We start from the raw sequence: 15661 nt of genomic DNA on the forward strand, positions 1-15661 counted from the left end.
GTATCCAGTAAATTTCCGCGCATTCTAGACAGGCTGCATGACAACCGCATCTCCCTGTTCCAACCTATGACAACGAGACGCCAGACAGAGTTGAATGATGAGTGAGAAAGATGACGGCAAGGTCCGTCTGGACAAGTGGCTGTGGGCGGCACGTTTCTTCAAGACACGGGCGCTGGCAAAGGCGGCCATCGAGGGTGGCAAGGTGCACTGCCGCGGTGAGCGGTGCAAGCCAAGCAAGGAGCCGAAGCTTGGCGAAGAGCTGGTGATTCGTGCGGGCTTCGATGAGCGCACGGTGGTGATCCGTGCGCTGTCGGCGGTGCGCAAGGGCGCGCCTGAGGCGCAACTGCTCTATGAAGAAACGGCCGAAAGCCTGTCCCGCCGCGAAAGCGCCGCCGCCATGCGTAAAGCCGGAAGCCTGGGTGTGGAAACCGACGGTAAACCCAGTAAGAAGCAACGCCGCGCCTTGCAGCGCTTTCGTTCCGACGCCGGTTGAATGCGCCTGGTTGGACGGTCGCCACTTTCACCCTAGAATGCGGTCCCTTCTCTCAGGCACCGGCAAAACGTAAGGCTCGCCGAGCCCCGCGTCGTCTTACCGGCCTGATCGCCCACCTGCTCTGGTCATGCCCATGCTCGATACCGATTACACCCAACGCTTTCTCTTCGATGACACCGACGTGCGCGGCGAATGGGTCGGGCTTGAGCGCAGCTATGCCGAGGTCCTGGCCAAGCACAGCTACCCGGAACCGGTCGCTCAGTTACTCGGCGAACTCCTCGCCGCAGCGGCGTTGCTGGTCGGCACATTAAAGTTCGATGGTCTGATGGTGTTGCAGGCGCGTTCTTCCGGGGCGGTGCCGCTGCTGATGGTCGAATGTTCCAGCGATCGGGAAGTGCGCGGCATTGCCCGTTATGACGAGGCGCTACTGACACCCGGTGCGACCTTTTCGGAACTGATGCCCGATGGCGTTATGGCGATGACCATCGACCCGGCCAACGGGCAGCGGTACCAGGGCATTGTTGCGCTCGACGGTGTGACTCTGGCCGATAGCCTGTCCAACTATTTCGCTTCCTCGGAGCAGCTGCCGACGCGCTTCTGGTTAGCCGCCGACGGGCGTCGCGCCTGTGGCATGTTGCTGCAACAGTTGCCGGCCGATCGGATCCGCGACGGCGAAGAGCGTGAAGCCAGCTGGCAGCATCTGCGGACCCTGGCCGATACGCTGTCCGCCGAAGAGCTGCTTGGCCTCGACACCCAGACGGTATTGCATCGCCTCTATCATGAAGAGCAGGTGCGTCTGTTCGAACCGCGCTCGATTGTCTTCCGCTGCAGTTGCTCCCGCGAGCGCTCGGCCAACGCGGTGGTCAGCCTGGGTCAGCAGGATGCCGAACGACTGCTGGAGGAGCAGGGCGGGGCGATTACCATCGACTGCCAATTCTGCAATCACAGCTACCGCTTTGATGCAGCGGACATCGCGCAACTGTTCGCGGGTGCTGGGACGACTGGCCCCTCCGGTACGCGCCACTAAAAGGAAGGGGGCGTAGAACCTTTTCGCCATTACGCCCTCATACCCAGCGCAGCGTCATTTCTGTCATAATTGCGCGCACTTTTTTTCGGTGTAGTCCACTGCTCCGTGGGCTACAACAGCATGGAGGAATCGGCCCAGGGCCGACGGGAAACTCATGACGCAAGCCACTAACGCCGTGTACATCGATATCAGCACCGCTCAACTGGTCGAAGAAGCCATCAAGCGCGGTGAAGGTGAATTGGCCGCCACTGGCGCGCTCGTCGTGAAAACCGGCCACCGGACCGGTCGTTCGCCAGCTGACCGCTATATAGTCGAGGAGCCCAGCACTCAGGCCTCCATTGCCTGGGGGCCGATCAACCGTCCGTTCCCGGCCGACAAGTTCGAAGCGCTGTGGGATCGCGTCGAGGCATTCAACCGCGACCAGGACTTCTTCGTTTCTCACGTGCATGTTGGCTCCGCCGAGGATCATTACCTGCCGGTCAAGATGACCACCGCCACCGCTTGGCAGAACCTGTTCGGTCGCCAACTGTTCATCAACCCGGAAACCTACAACCCGGCCGGCAAAGAAGAGTGGAAGGTACTCAACGTGGCCAACTTCGAGTGCGTGCCCGAGCGCGACGGCACCAATTCCGACGGTTGCGTGATCATCAACTTCGCGCAGAAGAAAGTCCTGATCGCGGGCATGCGTTACGCCGGCGAAATGAAGAAAGCGATGTTCTCGGTGCAGAACTACCTGCTGCCGGAGAAAGACGTACTGCCGATGCACTGCGCCGCCAATATTGGCGACGATGGCGACGTGACGTTGTTTTTCGGCCTCTCCGGCACTGGCAAGACCACCTTGTCGGCAGACGAATCGCGTCATCTGATCGGCGACGACGAGCACGGTTGGGGCACGGGCGTGGTGTTCAACATCGAAGGCGGCTGCTACGCCAAGTGCATCGACCTGTCCGAGAAGAACGAGCCGGTGATCTGGAAAGCCATCCAGTTCGGTACCGTGCTGGAAAACGTCGTACTCAACGACGAGCGTGTTGCTGATTACACCGACGACAGCCTGACCCAGAACAGCCGCGCCGCCTACCCGCTGGAGTACGTCGAGAAGCGCTCAGAGAAGAATCTGGGTGGTGAGCCGAACGCGGTGATCTTCCTGACCTGCGACCTGACTGGCGTTCTGCCTCCAGTGTCGATCCTCAATGAAGAGCAGGCGGCTTATCATTTCCTGTCCGGCTACACCGCGCTGGTCGGTTCCACCGAAATGGGTTCGGGCAGCGGCATCAAGTCCACCTTCTCCACCTGCTTCGGCGCGCCATTCTTCCCGCGTCCGGCCGGTGTCTACGCCGAGCTGCTGATCAAGCGCATTCAGGCGTTTGGCTCCAAGGTGTACCTGGTCAACACCGGCTGGACCGGCGGTGGCTACGGCGTCGGCAAGCGCTTCAACATCCCGACCACCCGTGCGGTGATCGCTGCAATCCAGAGCGGTGCATTGGCTGGTGCTGAAACCGAGCATCTACCGATCATCAACCTCGACGTGCCGAAGGCCGTCGAGGGCGTCGATACCCAGTTGCTCAACCCGCGCAACACCTGGGCTGATGCCAATGCTTACGATGAGGCTGCGAAGGAGCTGGCGAACAAGTTCATCGAGAACTTCAAGAAGTTCGACGTCTCCGACGCCATCCAGGCCGCTGGCCCGCAGCTCTAAGCCGTAGCGCCAAGCCACAAAAAAGCCGCCTTCGGGCGGCTTTTTTGTGGGCGTCTTCCTGCCATTTCAACGCACCCGATGGGCTACGGTCGTTCTCGAGGGGTTGGCTGCGAGCGCGGCGGCCCTTAACTGCGAGGGGTTGAACCTGAATCCTTCATCGGTTCGGTCGATAACTTCCATCAATCATGATGGATGGATTCGGTGCCTGTTGGCGCATAGGATGACGGCCACCTTTAAAGCCTATTGGAGCCACACCATGCAGATCGAAGAAGCCATCCAGACCCGCCGCGCCGTCAAGGCCTACGACGCGAGCTTTCAGCTCAGCCGCGAAGAGAAGGACGAGTTGTTTCAGCTGGCGCTGCTGGCACCTTCGGCGTTCAACCTGCAGCACGTACGCTTCGTCGAGGTCAGTGATCCTGCGCTGCGCGCGCAGATCCGCGAGGTGGGCTGGAACCAGGCGCAGATGACCGATGCCTCGATGCTGGTGGTGGTCTGCGCGCAGGTCGACAGCTGGGAAAAGAACGTCCGCCGCGTCTGGGAAGGCGCACCGAGCGAGGTGCAGGACTACATGGCAGGCGCCATCGACAACTACTACCGCGACAAGCCACAGGTTCAGCGTGACGAAGCCATGCGCAGCTGCGGCTTGATGGCACAGACGCTGATGCTTGCTGCGCGTGGCAAGGGCCTGGATTCCTGCCCGATGGATGGCTTCGATTTTGACGCAGTGGCCAAGTTGATCAACCTGCCGGACAACCACGTCATCGCGCTGATGGTCGCGGTGGGCAAGCGGGCCGTCGAGCCGAAGCCGCGCATTGGCAAGCTGCCGTTCGACGAAGTGATCATCCGCGACCGCTTCTGATTTGCCGGGTGAAGAGCGCGAGCTGCGTCGTTGCGCTCGGCCCGCTGCCTTACGCGACGATAGCTGTGCGGGTCGTGGCGCTGGGGCGTTTTCCACGCCCCGCTCCACGCGCGATACCGCCTGGCTCGCCTAGGTTCGCGACCCGTCAGGCACCGCGCTCACGCCGGTACGCATACCGCTGATTGTGTTTTCCCGACGGCTGGCCCAGGTGTCGGCCGCTTTGCAGTACCGTCTCCCTCCTTTTGCTACCCTCCGGCCTCCAGTCAAAGGAGTGACTCAGCATGATCGAGCAGACGCTTAAACAGACATTCGGCTATGACGGCTTCCGTCCCGGCCAGGAACAGGCCATTCGCGCCGTAGTCGCAGGGCGCTCGGCGGCGGCGATCTTTCCCACGGGTTCCGGCAAGTCGCTGTGCTACCAACTGCCGGCGTTGCTGCTGCCGCACCTGACCGTGGTCGTTTCACCGTTGCTGGCACTGATGCAGGATCAGCTGGCTTTTCTGCACCGGCACGGCATCGCTGCCGGCAGTATCGATTCGGCGCAAAGCCGCGAGCAGGCCAGCGCGACCATGGCCCGCGCCAAGTCCGGCGAGCTGAAGATCCTGATGATTTCCGTGGAGCGGCTGAAGAACGAGCGCTTTCGAAACTTCATCAGCCAGGTGTCGATCTCGCTGTTGGTCGTCGATGAGGCGCATTGCATTTCCGAGTGGGGGCACAACTTCCGCCCGGACTACCTCAATCTTCCCGATTACCAGCGCCAATTCAATATCCCGCAGGTGCTGCTGCTGACCGCCACGGCGACACCGCCGGTGATTGCCGACATGCAGGCCAAGTTCTCGATCGCGCCGAATGACGTGGTGACCACCGGTTTCTACCGGCCCAACCTGAATCTGCTGGTGGAGCCGGTCAGCGGCTTCAACAAACAACGGCGACTGGTGGAATGGCTGGCGGACAAGAGCGGCCAACCGACCATCGTCTACGTCACCCAGCAGAAGACCGCTGAACAGATCGCCGAGCACCTGGCGCAGCGCGGCTTCCCGGCCAGTGCCTACCACGCCGGGATGAACCACGAGCTGCGCGAATCGATCCAGCGCCGCTTCATGGCCGGCGAGCTGAACTGCATCGTCGCCACCATCGCCTTCGGCATGGGCATCGACAAGGCGGACATCCGCAACGTGGTGCACTACGACCTGCCGAAGTCGATCGAGAACTACAGCCAGGAGATCGGCCGCGCCGGGCGCGACGGTCGGCCGTCCGACTGCCTGGTGCTGGCCAACCGTGACAGCCTCAACGTATTGCAGAACTTCGTCTATGGCGATACGCCGGAGCGCGAGGGCATCCGCTGCGTGCTCGACGAGCTGCTGCAGGCCGGCGCCGGCGGGCAGTGGGAACTGATGCTCAACCAGCTGTCGGACCAGAGCAACATCCGACAGTTGCCGCTGAAAACCCTGCTGGTGCAGCTGGAGCTGCGCGGCATCATCGCGCCACGCTTCGCCTATTTCGCCGAGTACCGCTTCAAGTACCTGCTCGAACCCGAGGCGCTGGTGGCGAAATTCGACGGCGAGCGGCGCCAGTTCGTTGAGGCCATCGTGCAGACCTCGGCGCGGGCGCGAACCTGGTGCACGCTGGATTTCGACGCGCTCTATCAGCAGCACGGCGCCGACCGCGCTCGCGTGGTCAAGGCGCTGGAGTACTTTCAGGAAAAGGGCTGGATCGAGCTGGAGAGCAAGCAGATGACCGAGGTCTATGCGCTGCTCGATCAGCGCTTCGACGCCGAAGTCCTGAGCGGCGAACTGCATGCCTATTTCAAGCAGCACGAAGCGAGCGAAATCACCCGCATCGACAACATGCTGGCGCTGTTCGAATCCGCCGAGTGCTTGAGCCAGCGACTGGCTGCCTATTTCGGTGATCATCAGGCACCGCAGCGCTGCGGGCATTGCTCGGTTTGTCACGGGCAGGTCGCGCAACTACCGGAACCGCCGCCGTTGGCGCCGCTGGGCGAGATGGATATCGATGCCCGCTGCGCCGACTTCAGTCAGCGCTACACGCAGCTCAAGGGCGGCGTGCCCAGCGCCGAATGCCTGACGCGCATTCTCTGCGGCATCAGCGTACCGGTGTTCACCAGGCTCAAGGCGCGGCAGCTCCCTGGTTTCGCCTCGCTGGAGGCCTATCCCTACGCCGAGGTTCGCGCGCGGCTGACGCGTTAGCCATCGGCGAAGCGCCTCAGCGCGCGGTCAGGCCGATCAGCCGGTCAGCGACGCCTTTGGTTTGCCTCGAAGTACCGGCGGTGAGGTTGCTCGAGTTTTCCAGCGCATCCAGCAAGACGGTGAGCGAGCCGACGCCGGCCGACTGGGTCTCGATGTGTTGCGCCACCGCGCGAATCTCGCTGGCCAGGCGGTCGATGTCGGTGCCGATTTCCTCGGCGTTCTTGCCGGTGATTTCGGCCAGCTTGCGCACCTCGTCGGCCACCACCGCGAAGCCGCGGCCCATGTCGCCGGCGCGCGCCGCCTCGATCGCCGCATTGAGCGCCAGCAGGTTGGTCTGCCCGGCGATCTGCTGAATGGTCTGCACCACCGACTGGATGCGCTGGCTGGACTGCGCTAGATCGCGGGCGCTGCTGACCACTTCGTCGGCCTGGTGGACCATCTGCTTGACCGAGCTGCCGGCCTGTTCGATGACGGAGCCCTGCTGGTTGATGTTCAGCGTCAGGTCGTCCATCGACCCGTGCAGCTCGTTGGCGCACTGGCTCAGCTGCTCGGACATGGACTGCCGCTCATGGTCGGCCTGGGACAGCACCTGGCCAAGATCGGCCAGGCCACGGAACACCGGGCGGATGTGTTCGTCGAGGCCGCTGACGTCCACCGCGCTGCTGTAGTCCTGGCGCTTGAACTGCTCGATCTGCTTGACCACCACCTGGCTCAGGCCGGTGAGCTTTTTGATCTGCCGGCGCAGGAAGAACGCCTTGAACTCGCCGTGATAGGCGATGAAGTTATCGGTGTATTCGTCGTGGAACTCGTCCTTGCCGTTGGTGCGGAAGAAGAACACCGCGGTCAGGGTCTGGTTCAGGTTGAGGCCGAGGATCTCGCCGAAGGTCGAGTAGCCGGCCACCGGTACGTCATCGAACACCGGGTCCATGCCGGCCAGTGCTTGCTCGTTGTTCAGCCGGCGCAGGATGCAGTCGTTAAGGATGCCCACCAGCGGCTTGCCAGGTTTGTTGCGCATGAACTGTTGATAGTCGCGGCGGGTGGTTTCGGCCAGCGGCGTGCGCTTGACCATGATCAGCTCCTCGCCGGGCGCGACGTCGCAGAACAGGTGCACGCGCTCGTTGGTGAAGTCGATCTGCGAGATCGAGCGGACAAAGACTTCCTCGCCGACGCGGATGGCGAAGGAATAGTCGGCGAGCCGCTGCTCCAGTTCTTGCGGCGCGCTCTTGAGCGCCTCGCACAGGGCCTGGACCATGGTGCGGATGTTGCCGCGCGAGTCCACCACCTGGCTGATGTAGCGGTCTTCGAGAGAGGCGCTGAGTACGCTCAGGCTGAGTGGCGTCGGTTCGAAATTCTGGCTCTTGAACACGCCGAAGCGCACATCCCGCGCGCACTTGAGGAAGACGATCAGCGCATGGTTCTGGTAGCTGCGTTTGCCGTCGTGCAGCTGGGTCTTCTGGAAATCCAGCTTGCCACCGGCCGAACCTCCGACGAACAGGCAGGGAAAACGCCCGGACTCATAGAGCGCTTCCATGAAAAACGACTCCGAGGCGGAGAGGCCGTCGAAGAAGATGTTCGCCAGGGTGTCGCGGTAATCGATCTTCATCGACACCTGCACCCGCTTGATCGACGCCGTGAGGCGCGCGATGCGTTCACCCATCGGCAACCGCTGGCCCTGGCCGCGGATGTCCTCGCATTCCAGCGGCACACGGACGATCTCGGCGGCGGCGATGACGCTGGCATCGAACAGCTGCAGCACCACCCGATCCCATTGAGCCCCGGTGGCACAGTAGAGCCGCTGGGCTTCGCTGGAGAGCTCGCCCGCCGTGGTGCACAGGCTGATCGTTGCCTGTGGGAAACGCTGCGACACCTGTCTTGCCACGTCATCCAGATTCACATGCGGCGAGACGAAGCCGGCGATGTAGGTCGGGTTGAAGCGCAGGGCGGCCAGCTGCTGAGCCAGCTGCTGAGCCGAGCAGAGCAGACTTGCCGTGCCGGTGGATTGCCTGTGGTCAGGCTTGAATCGGGAGAGCGAAATCATGGGCGTTACTCGCGCTAGAGGAAAGGAAGCGGGCAACTCGGCCACTCCCGCACTGATCAGCCGTTGATCAGAGGCTACGTTTTGTCATCGCCTGGGCTGCGAGCTGCATGCCCGTTCGGCGCCGTTACCGCCAACCACGTTATCGGCCGCCGGAGCACAGATCGCCATGCCACCATGGTCTTCATCCGGAAGTACGGGGTGAGGTGGCGACATCCAGTTGATGCGGTTCAAGGGCGCCGATTGCAGTTGGGCGTTTGCCGACCAGCGACCTGTTGCCGCAGTTGTTGCGGCCGATAGCAAGGAAAGCCTCTCGAGGAGCGACGCCATGTCTCGCTTTTTCACCGATCTCGGATTTCGCTGGAAAATTGCCCTGCCCATTACGGTGCTGGCCCTGCTGCTGGTGCTGATGGGCGTCGTCGGCATGCGCGGCGTCGACCACGTGGCCGACTCCAGCCAGCAACTGGCGACACGACACCTGCCCGCCATCGGTCTGCTGCTCAATGCCGACCGTGACCTGTATCAGGCCTTCGTCGCGGAGCGCAGCCTGCTCGACAGCGATGCGGGCGACCACGTCCAGGCGCTAAGGGCCAGCCATGCGGAAAACCTCAAGCAGGCCTACGACCGGGTGCAGCAGTACGCCGCGATGCAGCCAAGTTCGGAAGCGCTGGCGCTGGTCGAGCAATTCAACCGTGGCTTTCAACAGTGGGCAGAGGTTTCGCAGCGAGTGATCGAGCAGATCGACATCGACCCGCAGGGCGCCAGTACCCTCAGCTTCGGCGACAGCGAGGCGCGCTTCGATGCCATGCGCGATGCAATCGACAAGCTTGGGGAGCTGGAGGACCAGGCGGCGAATGCGCAAGGCGAGGCGGCCATCGTCGAAGGTGCTGCCACGGCCAGACAGCAAATCACGGTACTGGTGATCGGCCTACTCGGCTGTGCCCTGCTGATACTCGGCTTGCCACTGGTGGTGCTGCGGCCGATGCGTCGTTTGCTCGAGCGTGTGCAGCAGATTGCAGAGGGCGACGGCGACCTGCGCGCCCGGCTGGATGTCCGCTCGGCTGACGAACTGGGCCAGCTCGGCAACGCCTTCAACCGTTTTCTCGACAAGCTGCAGCCACTGATCGCCGAAGTCGGCCGGGTCACAGCGGAAGTCGACGCGGCGGCGCGTGATATGGCCAGGATGGCGGCGACGAACGATCAACTGATCAGCAGCGAACATGCCGCCGTGGACCAGGTCAGCACGGCGGCGACGGAAATGAGCGCTGCGGTGCATGAAGTTGCGCTGAACGCGCAGAACGCTTCCGATGCGGCGCGGGATGCGCAACAACAGTCAAGCCAGGGCGCTGTCGTGGTCAGCAGTACCGTCCAGTCGATCCGCCAGCTGGCTCAGGAGGTGGAAAGCACCTCGCAGAGCATCGAGGCACTGGCTGAAGAGACCGCCAGCATCGGTGCGGTGCTCGAAGTGATTCGCGGCATTGCCGAGCAGACCAACTTGCTCGCGCTCAACGCCGCCATTGAGGCTGCCCGCGCCGGCGAACAGGGTCGCGGTTTCGCCGTGGTGGCGGACGAGGTGCGGGCGCTTGCGGGCCGTACCCAGGACTCGACCAAGGACATTCAGCTACGCATCGAGCGGCTGCAGAGCGGCGTTGCCAAGGCTGTGCAAGCCATGCACGCCGGCAGTGGCAAGGCGCGCGACAGTGTGGAGCGCGCGACCGGAGTCGATCAGGTGTTGTCCGACACGACAGAAGCGGTTCAGCGCATCAATGACATGGCGGCGCAGATTGCCACGGCCTGCGAGGAGCAGAGCAGCGTGACTGAGGAGATCGCCCGTAACATCAGCGATATACGTGACCTGTCCAATGACGCGGCAGCCAATTCCTCGAAGAGCATGCAGGCCAGTCAGCAATTGTCTGGGTTGTCGCAAAGCCTGGCGACGCTGGTCGGGCGTTTTCAGGTCTGACATGGCTCCGCGCTACGTGGCGCTCGGCTAGCCGGCTCTGTGGGCACCCCACAACAGCTTGCCCAGCCCGGTGTCGTCCGGTAACAGCAACAGGCTGAGCAGAAATATCAGCAACAACCCGAGCGCATAGGCCAGGCTGATCAGGCGCTGCCGTCGGCGTTGCCGTTTCGATGGTTTTGCGCTGACCGGCTGCCCGCTGGGGCGTGAAGAGGTCGGGTGCATCGTTATCTCGTCAAGGTGGCAAGCTGCGGCTGATTTGGCGGAGCGGAGCCGGCGCGTGCCATTTCGGCGCGGCGAAGTAGACCCGAAATGGAATCATAATGCCACTATTGTAGCGCCTGCCCCGTCGACTGCCTTTGCGCAGTGACGGCCGGTCCACTGCGCCCGTCATCGCAGCGCTGCGACAATCGGCAAAGCTTTTGGTCTCGGCATCCGCCGACGCTTTGGGCTGGTCCTGTTCGGGCAGGTTGGGCTGATGCTGGCCACCATCAGCACCTTCCTGCATTCCGAACAGGCGCGGTTGGCGGTAGAGCTGTTTTCTACCTCTGCCCAAGCGGGTAGTGGCAAACTGCCGGTCCTTTCTGACACGGAGGTCGCCATGCGCGCCGCATCGTCCTTAACGCTCATTGCCGCCATTGCCATCAGCGGCTGCAGCATCAAGCAGAACGTTACCCCCGCAGCTTTGTCCGCTGAGCTGGCACCGGAGATCTGCATGATTCCGGCGCCGAATCTGCGTGCAGGCTTTACCCGCGCCTACCACGCCTCGCTGGTGGAGAAAGGTTTCCGCACCAGACTGATGACACCGGGTAGCAGTCCCGATCGTTGTACGCTCGCCACGACCTTCATCGGCCGTTGGGGTTGGGATCTGGCGCTGTACATGAAATACGCTGATATCCGCGTCTACGAGAAAGGCCGTCAGGTCGGCCAGGCGGAATACGACGCGCGCTGGGGTGCTGGGCGATTGGATAAGTTCATCAGCGCCGAGAAGAAGATTGCCGAGCTGACCGGGCAGCTGTTTCCCAACGGGGCCGCTGACCTGGGGCGTGCTTCCGCCCCGACCCTAGCTGACGGAGCGCCGCCACTGAGTCGGGAAGCCTACCGGCAGCAGCAACTGCAACGCCTGATGGATGAAGGGCTGTCCTATGAAGAATATCAACGGCGTTATCGGCAGTTGATGGACGAGTGAGATGCAGGCCCTCTCTCGCTTTGGAGCATTCCTTGCCCGGCAGGAGGAACGAGGCAAGGAATAGAATTACACCGTTCAGGTTCCCTGCTGCATGAGCTCACGCCGAATGTGGCCAATCGCGCCCATCGGATTGAGGCCTTTCGGGCAGACCCAGCTGCAATTACCGATGCTGCGGCAGCGGAAGACGCTAAAGGGGTCGTCGAGATCGGACAGCCGCTCGGTTGTAGCAGTGTCGCGGCTATCGACGATGAAGCGCCACGCCTGCAGTAGACCCGCCGGGCCGATGTATTTTTCAGGGTTCCACCACCAGGACGGGCATTGCGACGAGCAGCAGCCGCAAAGGATGCACTCGTACAACCCGTCGAGTTGCGCGCGCTCTTCCGGCGATTGCAATCGTTCGATACTGGGCGCCGGCTCGTCGTTGATCAGCCAGGGTTTGACCCGCTCGTACTGTTTGAAAAACAGGCTCTGGTCCACGACCAGATCGCGTATCACTGGCATGCCGGGCAGCGGGCGGATAACCAGCTTGCCGGAACCGCCCAGCGCCTCCGTAACCGGGGTAATGCAGGCCAGCCGATTCTTGCCGTTGATGTTCATGCCATCCGAGCCACAAACGCCTTCGCGACAGGAGCGCCGATAAGCGAGCGAGGGATCCACTTCGCGCAGAAATTCCAGTACGTCCAGCACCATTCGTTCACGGAAATTGTCTGGGACCTGCATGGCTTGCATGTAGGGTTTTGAATCCTGCTCTTCGTTATAGCGGTACACCTGGACATCAAGCATCTGTTTCTCCCGGCGGTAAGAAGCCGACTCCGCAGCGACGCGCGCCCCGGTGCGGCACATGGTCAAGCCTGAAAACACACCCGAGCACTATAACGGCTTTGCCTCGTCGTTCCAGTTCTCACCGCCGGTCGCTCCGCTTCGCTGACCTGGGTCACCCGGCTTGGCGATAGCTCTGGCCACAATCGGGGCAGACCCAAGCCCCGCTGAACCTCGGCGGTAAAGACGCCTCGAACCTTAGTAGGTACGTCATCAATCAGGAGTAGTCGTATGCATGTTCAAGTCAACAGCCACCACATCCCCGGCAGTGTCGAGCTGCATGAATGGGTCGGTTCGACCGTAGAGGAGCGGCTGGAGCGCTTCGACGATTTCCTCACCCGTATCGAAGTGCACGTCAGCGACGAGAATGCGCAGAAGGCCGGCGCTGACGACAAGCGCTGCCAGATCGAAGCGCGCCCGAAGGGCCATCAGGCCGTATCGGTGACGCACAAGGCCGAGTCCCTTCAGCTCGCTGTGGATGGAGCTTCGGAAAAGATGCGCCATGCCCTGGAGCATCTGATGGGCAAGCTCGACACCCGAGTGCTGTCGGGCAGCGAGCTGAACGACCCGCTGCGCGAGGAATCGCCCCAGGCGGTGAAGGACGCCATGCTCGAAGAAGAGTTCCTGGAAAAGCAGGACGCTCGCGACGACTGATTTGCCCATGCTCGGACAGGTCCGCACCGGCGATGGAGGTAGATTGCCGTGGAAGATATCAGCGCCGCGCATGGATGAATAGCCAAAGGCTTACACACATCTGAGCGGATCAGCGCTACAGCTCCGAGCCGGGAGTAATTAATCTATGCCCACTCTGAAGCACAGGAAGTGCTCAGGATCAGGAAGATCGACCATCGCCAGGACGGCACCCGGAAGGATTCGGACAGGTCAGAAAAACCCGCTTCGGCGGGTTTTTGCTTTTCCGACCCGGCGTGTCTGAATTAACCGGCGCGATGAGACAGCGAAACGGCGCGCAGGTTGCGCTCATGGCGAAAGGCTTACATGGATCGCAGCGATCAGCTATTTAGCCAACGCCAATCGCAGCTTAATCTATACCCATCTCTGAAGCGCAGGACGCGCTCAGGATCAAGGAGGATCGACCATCGCCAGGACGGCACCCGGAAGGATTCGGATGGTCAGGAAAAACCCGCTTCGGCGGGTTTTTTGTTGCCCGGCGAAGACCGGCGGGACTGCCATGCCGTTCCGGCAAGCTCCGCGGATGGTGTCACGTCACACCCGTTCGCCTTACCGCGGCAAGCTGCTATTCCCACCTACCGCGACAATCTGCTCGATCAACCATTGCAGGGCCGCATCGCGCTCGCGTTGAGCGACGCTGACGATATCCAATCGGAAGCTCCCGAGATCGAAAGGAAGGTCGAACAGTTGCAGTGGCAGCAGTTCGGCAAAGTAGCGCGCCAGCTGTGTCGGCAGCACGGCGGCCAAATCGCTCCGTGCCACGATATGAGCAGCCTGCAAATAGTTCGGCGTGGTGTAGACAACGTCGCGGCTGAGCCCTTGCTCCTCCAACCACTGATCGACCATGCCACGCGTCTGGCCGCCATGGACCCAGAGGTGCCGCAACCGCAGGAAGCCATCGAGATCCAGCGTGCCGCCAACGAGTGGGTGTCCGTTGCGCACCGCGACCTGCAGCGTCTCGCTGGCCCAGCGGCGCGTATGAAAACGCGTCGGCACCTCGACGAAACGCCCCAGCACCAGGTCCAGCTTGCCATCATCCAGGGCCGCTGCCGGCAGGCTCGGGGTCAGGTGCTCGATCGCCAGCTGAATCCCCGGCGCCACGCGCGCCAGATGTGCCATCAATGCCGGCATGCAGATCAGCTCGACGTAATCGGTCACGGCAATGACGAAGCGCTGGCGGCTGGTGGCGGGGTCGAAGTAATCGCCGGCGTTCAGCGTGTGTTCGATCTGCTGCAGCGCATCGCGAATCGGCACTTCCAGGCTCAGCGCGCGCGGCGTCGGCTGCATGGCGCGCCCGACCCGTACCAGCAGGGGATCATCGAGCAGTTCGCGCAGGCGGCTCAGCGCATTGCTCACCGCCGGTTGGCTGAGCGAAAGCCGCTCGGCGGCGCGCGAGACGTTGCGTTCGCGCAGTAGGGCGTCCAGTACGCGGAGCAGGTTGAGGTCGAAGTTGTAGATATTCATCTGATGAATCTGAAACATCACAAGACTAAATTTCAAAAATAGTAGCGTCTTCGTCTATGGTTGGTCTCCAGTTTTTTCCGCCTTGCGACGAGGACAGCTGCAATGAGCCAAACCCGCTTCGATATCCAGACCGCCGCCGTCATCGGCGCGGGCACCATGGGCCGCGGTATTGTCATGAGCCTGGCCAATGCCGGTGTGCAGGTGCTGTGGCTGGACAACAATCCCGAGATGCTCGAGCAAGCGTTGGGCGTGGTCGCCGACACCTACGCCCATAACGTCCGTCAGGGCCGCATCGACGAGGCCCAGGCTCAGGCGCGTCGCGCCTGCATCAACAAGGCGGCCGACTATCAGGCGCTGGCGGGTGTGGATCTGGTGATCGAGGCGGTCTACGAAAACCTTGAGCTGAAGCAGAAGATCTTCCGCGAGCTGGACGGCATCGTGAAGCCTGCCGGCATCCTGGCCAGCAACACCTCGGCACTGGACATCGACGCCATCGCTGCCGTCACCAAGCGCCCGGACCAGGTGGTGGGGCTGCACTTCTTCAGCCCGGCGCACATCATGAAGCTGCTGGAAATCGTCCGCAGTGCGAAGACCTCCAAAGCCGTGCTCGACGCCTCCACCGAGCTGGGCAAACGCATGGGCAAGGTCAGTGTGGTCGCTGGCAACTGCCCGGGATTCATTGGCAATCGCATGCTCGCCACCTATGTGCGCGAGGCGCGGATGATGCTGCTCGAAGGCGCCTATCCGCATCAGGTTGACGCTGCGCTGCAGGGCTTCGGTTTCGCCATGGGGCCGTTCCGCATGTACGACGTGGTCGGCATCGACCTGGAATGGCGCGCCCGCGAGCTGGCCGGCAAAGGTCAGGACGAGCCCGAGGTGCAGATCGATAATCGCCTCTGCGAGCTGGGCCGCTTCGGTCAGAAGTCGCGCATGGGCTACTACCGCTACGCCGAGGGCAGCCGCCAAGCCGAACACGACCCGGAAGTGGACGCGCTGGTGCAACGCGAGTCCGAGCGCCTGGGCTTCCAGCGTCGTGACATCGGCACGGAAGAAATCTTCGAGCGCTGCCTGCTGGCGCTGGTCAACGAAGGCGCGAAGATTCTGCAGGAAGGCATGGCCGAGTCGAGCACCGACATCGACACCGTCTATCTCAATGGCTATGGCTTCCCGGCCGAAGTCGGCGGGCCGATGACCTGGGCCGATCGGCAGGGGGGGGCCCCCC

The 15661-nt window shown here is 62.4% G+C and carries 13 protein-coding genes; 9 read left to right on the forward strand and 4 right to left on the reverse strand.

Annotated features, from left to right (window positions below; translation table 11 throughout):
- Positions 1-97 precede the first annotated feature (97 nt).
- The 5 genes from PSTU_RS0109875 to PSTU_RS0109895 all read left to right on the forward strand — a co-directional run bounded on the left by PSTU_RS0109875 (position 98) and on the right by PSTU_RS0109895 (position 6282).
- Positions 98-493, forward strand: a complete 396-nt coding sequence (locus PSTU_RS0109875; RefSeq protein WP_019340873.1) for an RNA-binding S4 domain-containing protein — start codon at positions 98-100, stop codon at positions 491-493.
- Positions 494-626: 133 nt separating this feature from the next.
- Complete coding sequence (hslO, locus tag PSTU_RS0109880) at positions 627-1520, forward strand: Hsp33 family molecular chaperone HslO (RefSeq protein WP_029404707.1); 894 nt, start codon at positions 627-629, stop codon at positions 1518-1520.
- A gap of 154 nt (positions 1521-1674) precedes the next feature.
- The gene (locus PSTU_RS0109885; protein ID WP_019340875.1) at positions 1675-3216 is read left to right on the forward strand and encodes a phosphoenolpyruvate carboxykinase; all 1542 of its coding nucleotides are present in this window, start codon (positions 1675-1677) and stop codon (positions 3214-3216) included.
- Positions 3217-3472: 256 nt separating this feature from the next.
- Complete coding sequence (locus PSTU_RS0109890) at positions 3473-4075, forward strand: nitroreductase family protein (RefSeq protein ID WP_019340876.1); 603 nt, start codon at positions 3473-3475, stop codon at positions 4073-4075.
- A gap of 281 nt (positions 4076-4356) precedes the next feature.
- A complete protein-coding gene (locus PSTU_RS0109895) occupies positions 4357-6282 on the forward strand; it encodes an ATP-dependent DNA helicase RecQ (RefSeq protein WP_019340877.1) in 1926 nt (641 codons plus the stop codon).
- Between the two features lie 16 nt (positions 6283-6298).
- Here PSTU_RS0109895 and PSTU_RS0109900 read toward each other — a convergent pair whose 3' ends face one another.
- Positions 6299-8320: an FIST N-terminal domain-containing protein gene (locus PSTU_RS0109900; protein WP_019340878.1), complete on the reverse strand. Its 2022-nt coding sequence runs from the start codon at positions 8318-8320 to the stop codon at positions 6299-6301.
- 325 nt (positions 8321-8645) lie between these two features.
- On the opposite strand from PSTU_RS0109900, the gene PSTU_RS0109905 reads away from it, so the two are divergent.
- The gene (locus tag PSTU_RS0109905; RefSeq protein WP_019340879.1) at positions 8646-10280 is read left to right on the forward strand and encodes a methyl-accepting chemotaxis protein; all 1635 of its coding nucleotides are present in this window, start codon (positions 8646-8648) and stop codon (positions 10278-10280) included.
- A gap of 27 nt (positions 10281-10307) precedes the next feature.
- On the opposite strand, the gene PSTU_RS0109910 is transcribed toward PSTU_RS0109905, so the two are convergent.
- The gene (locus PSTU_RS0109910; protein ID WP_019340880.1) at positions 10308-10502 is read right to left on the reverse strand and encodes a hypothetical protein; all 195 of its coding nucleotides are present in this window, start codon (positions 10500-10502) and stop codon (positions 10308-10310) included.
- 376 nt (positions 10503-10878) lie between these two features.
- Between PSTU_RS0109910 and PSTU_RS0109920 the strand changes: the two genes are divergently transcribed.
- A complete protein-coding gene (locus PSTU_RS0109920) occupies positions 10879-11466 on the forward strand; it encodes an Sbal_3080 family lipoprotein (protein WP_019340882.1) in 588 nt (195 codons plus the stop codon).
- Positions 11467-11541: 75 nt separating this feature from the next.
- Here the strand turns inward: PSTU_RS0109920 and PSTU_RS0109925 are convergent, their stop codons facing one another.
- Positions 11542-12249, reverse strand: a complete 708-nt coding sequence (locus PSTU_RS0109925) for a succinate dehydrogenase iron-sulfur subunit (protein ID WP_019340883.1) — start codon at positions 12247-12249, stop codon at positions 11542-11544.
- A gap of 267 nt (positions 12250-12516) precedes the next feature.
- Here PSTU_RS0109925 and PSTU_RS0109930 point away from each other — a divergent pair, with 267 nt between their 5' ends.
- Complete coding sequence (locus tag PSTU_RS0109930) at positions 12517-12939, forward strand: HPF/RaiA family ribosome-associated protein (RefSeq protein ID WP_019340884.1); 423 nt, start codon at positions 12517-12519, stop codon at positions 12937-12939.
- A gap of 585 nt (positions 12940-13524) precedes the next feature.
- On the opposite strand, the gene PSTU_RS0109935 is transcribed toward PSTU_RS0109930, so the two are convergent.
- Positions 13525-14439, reverse strand: a complete 915-nt coding sequence (locus PSTU_RS0109935) for a LysR family transcriptional regulator (protein WP_036992947.1) — start codon at positions 14437-14439, stop codon at positions 13525-13527.
- Between the two features lie 102 nt (positions 14440-14541).
- Between PSTU_RS0109935 and PSTU_RS0109940 the strand changes: the two genes are divergently transcribed.
- Positions 14542-15661 (forward strand): 3-hydroxyacyl-CoA dehydrogenase (locus PSTU_RS0109940; protein WP_019340886.1); only part of this gene is annotated, 1120 nt, incomplete at its 3' end.

Origin of the sequence: Stutzerimonas stutzeri SDM-LAC (assembly GCF_000235745.1) — a bacterium.
Lineage (GTDB): Bacteria > Pseudomonadota > Gammaproteobacteria > Pseudomonadales > Pseudomonadaceae > Stutzerimonas > Stutzerimonas stutzeri_H.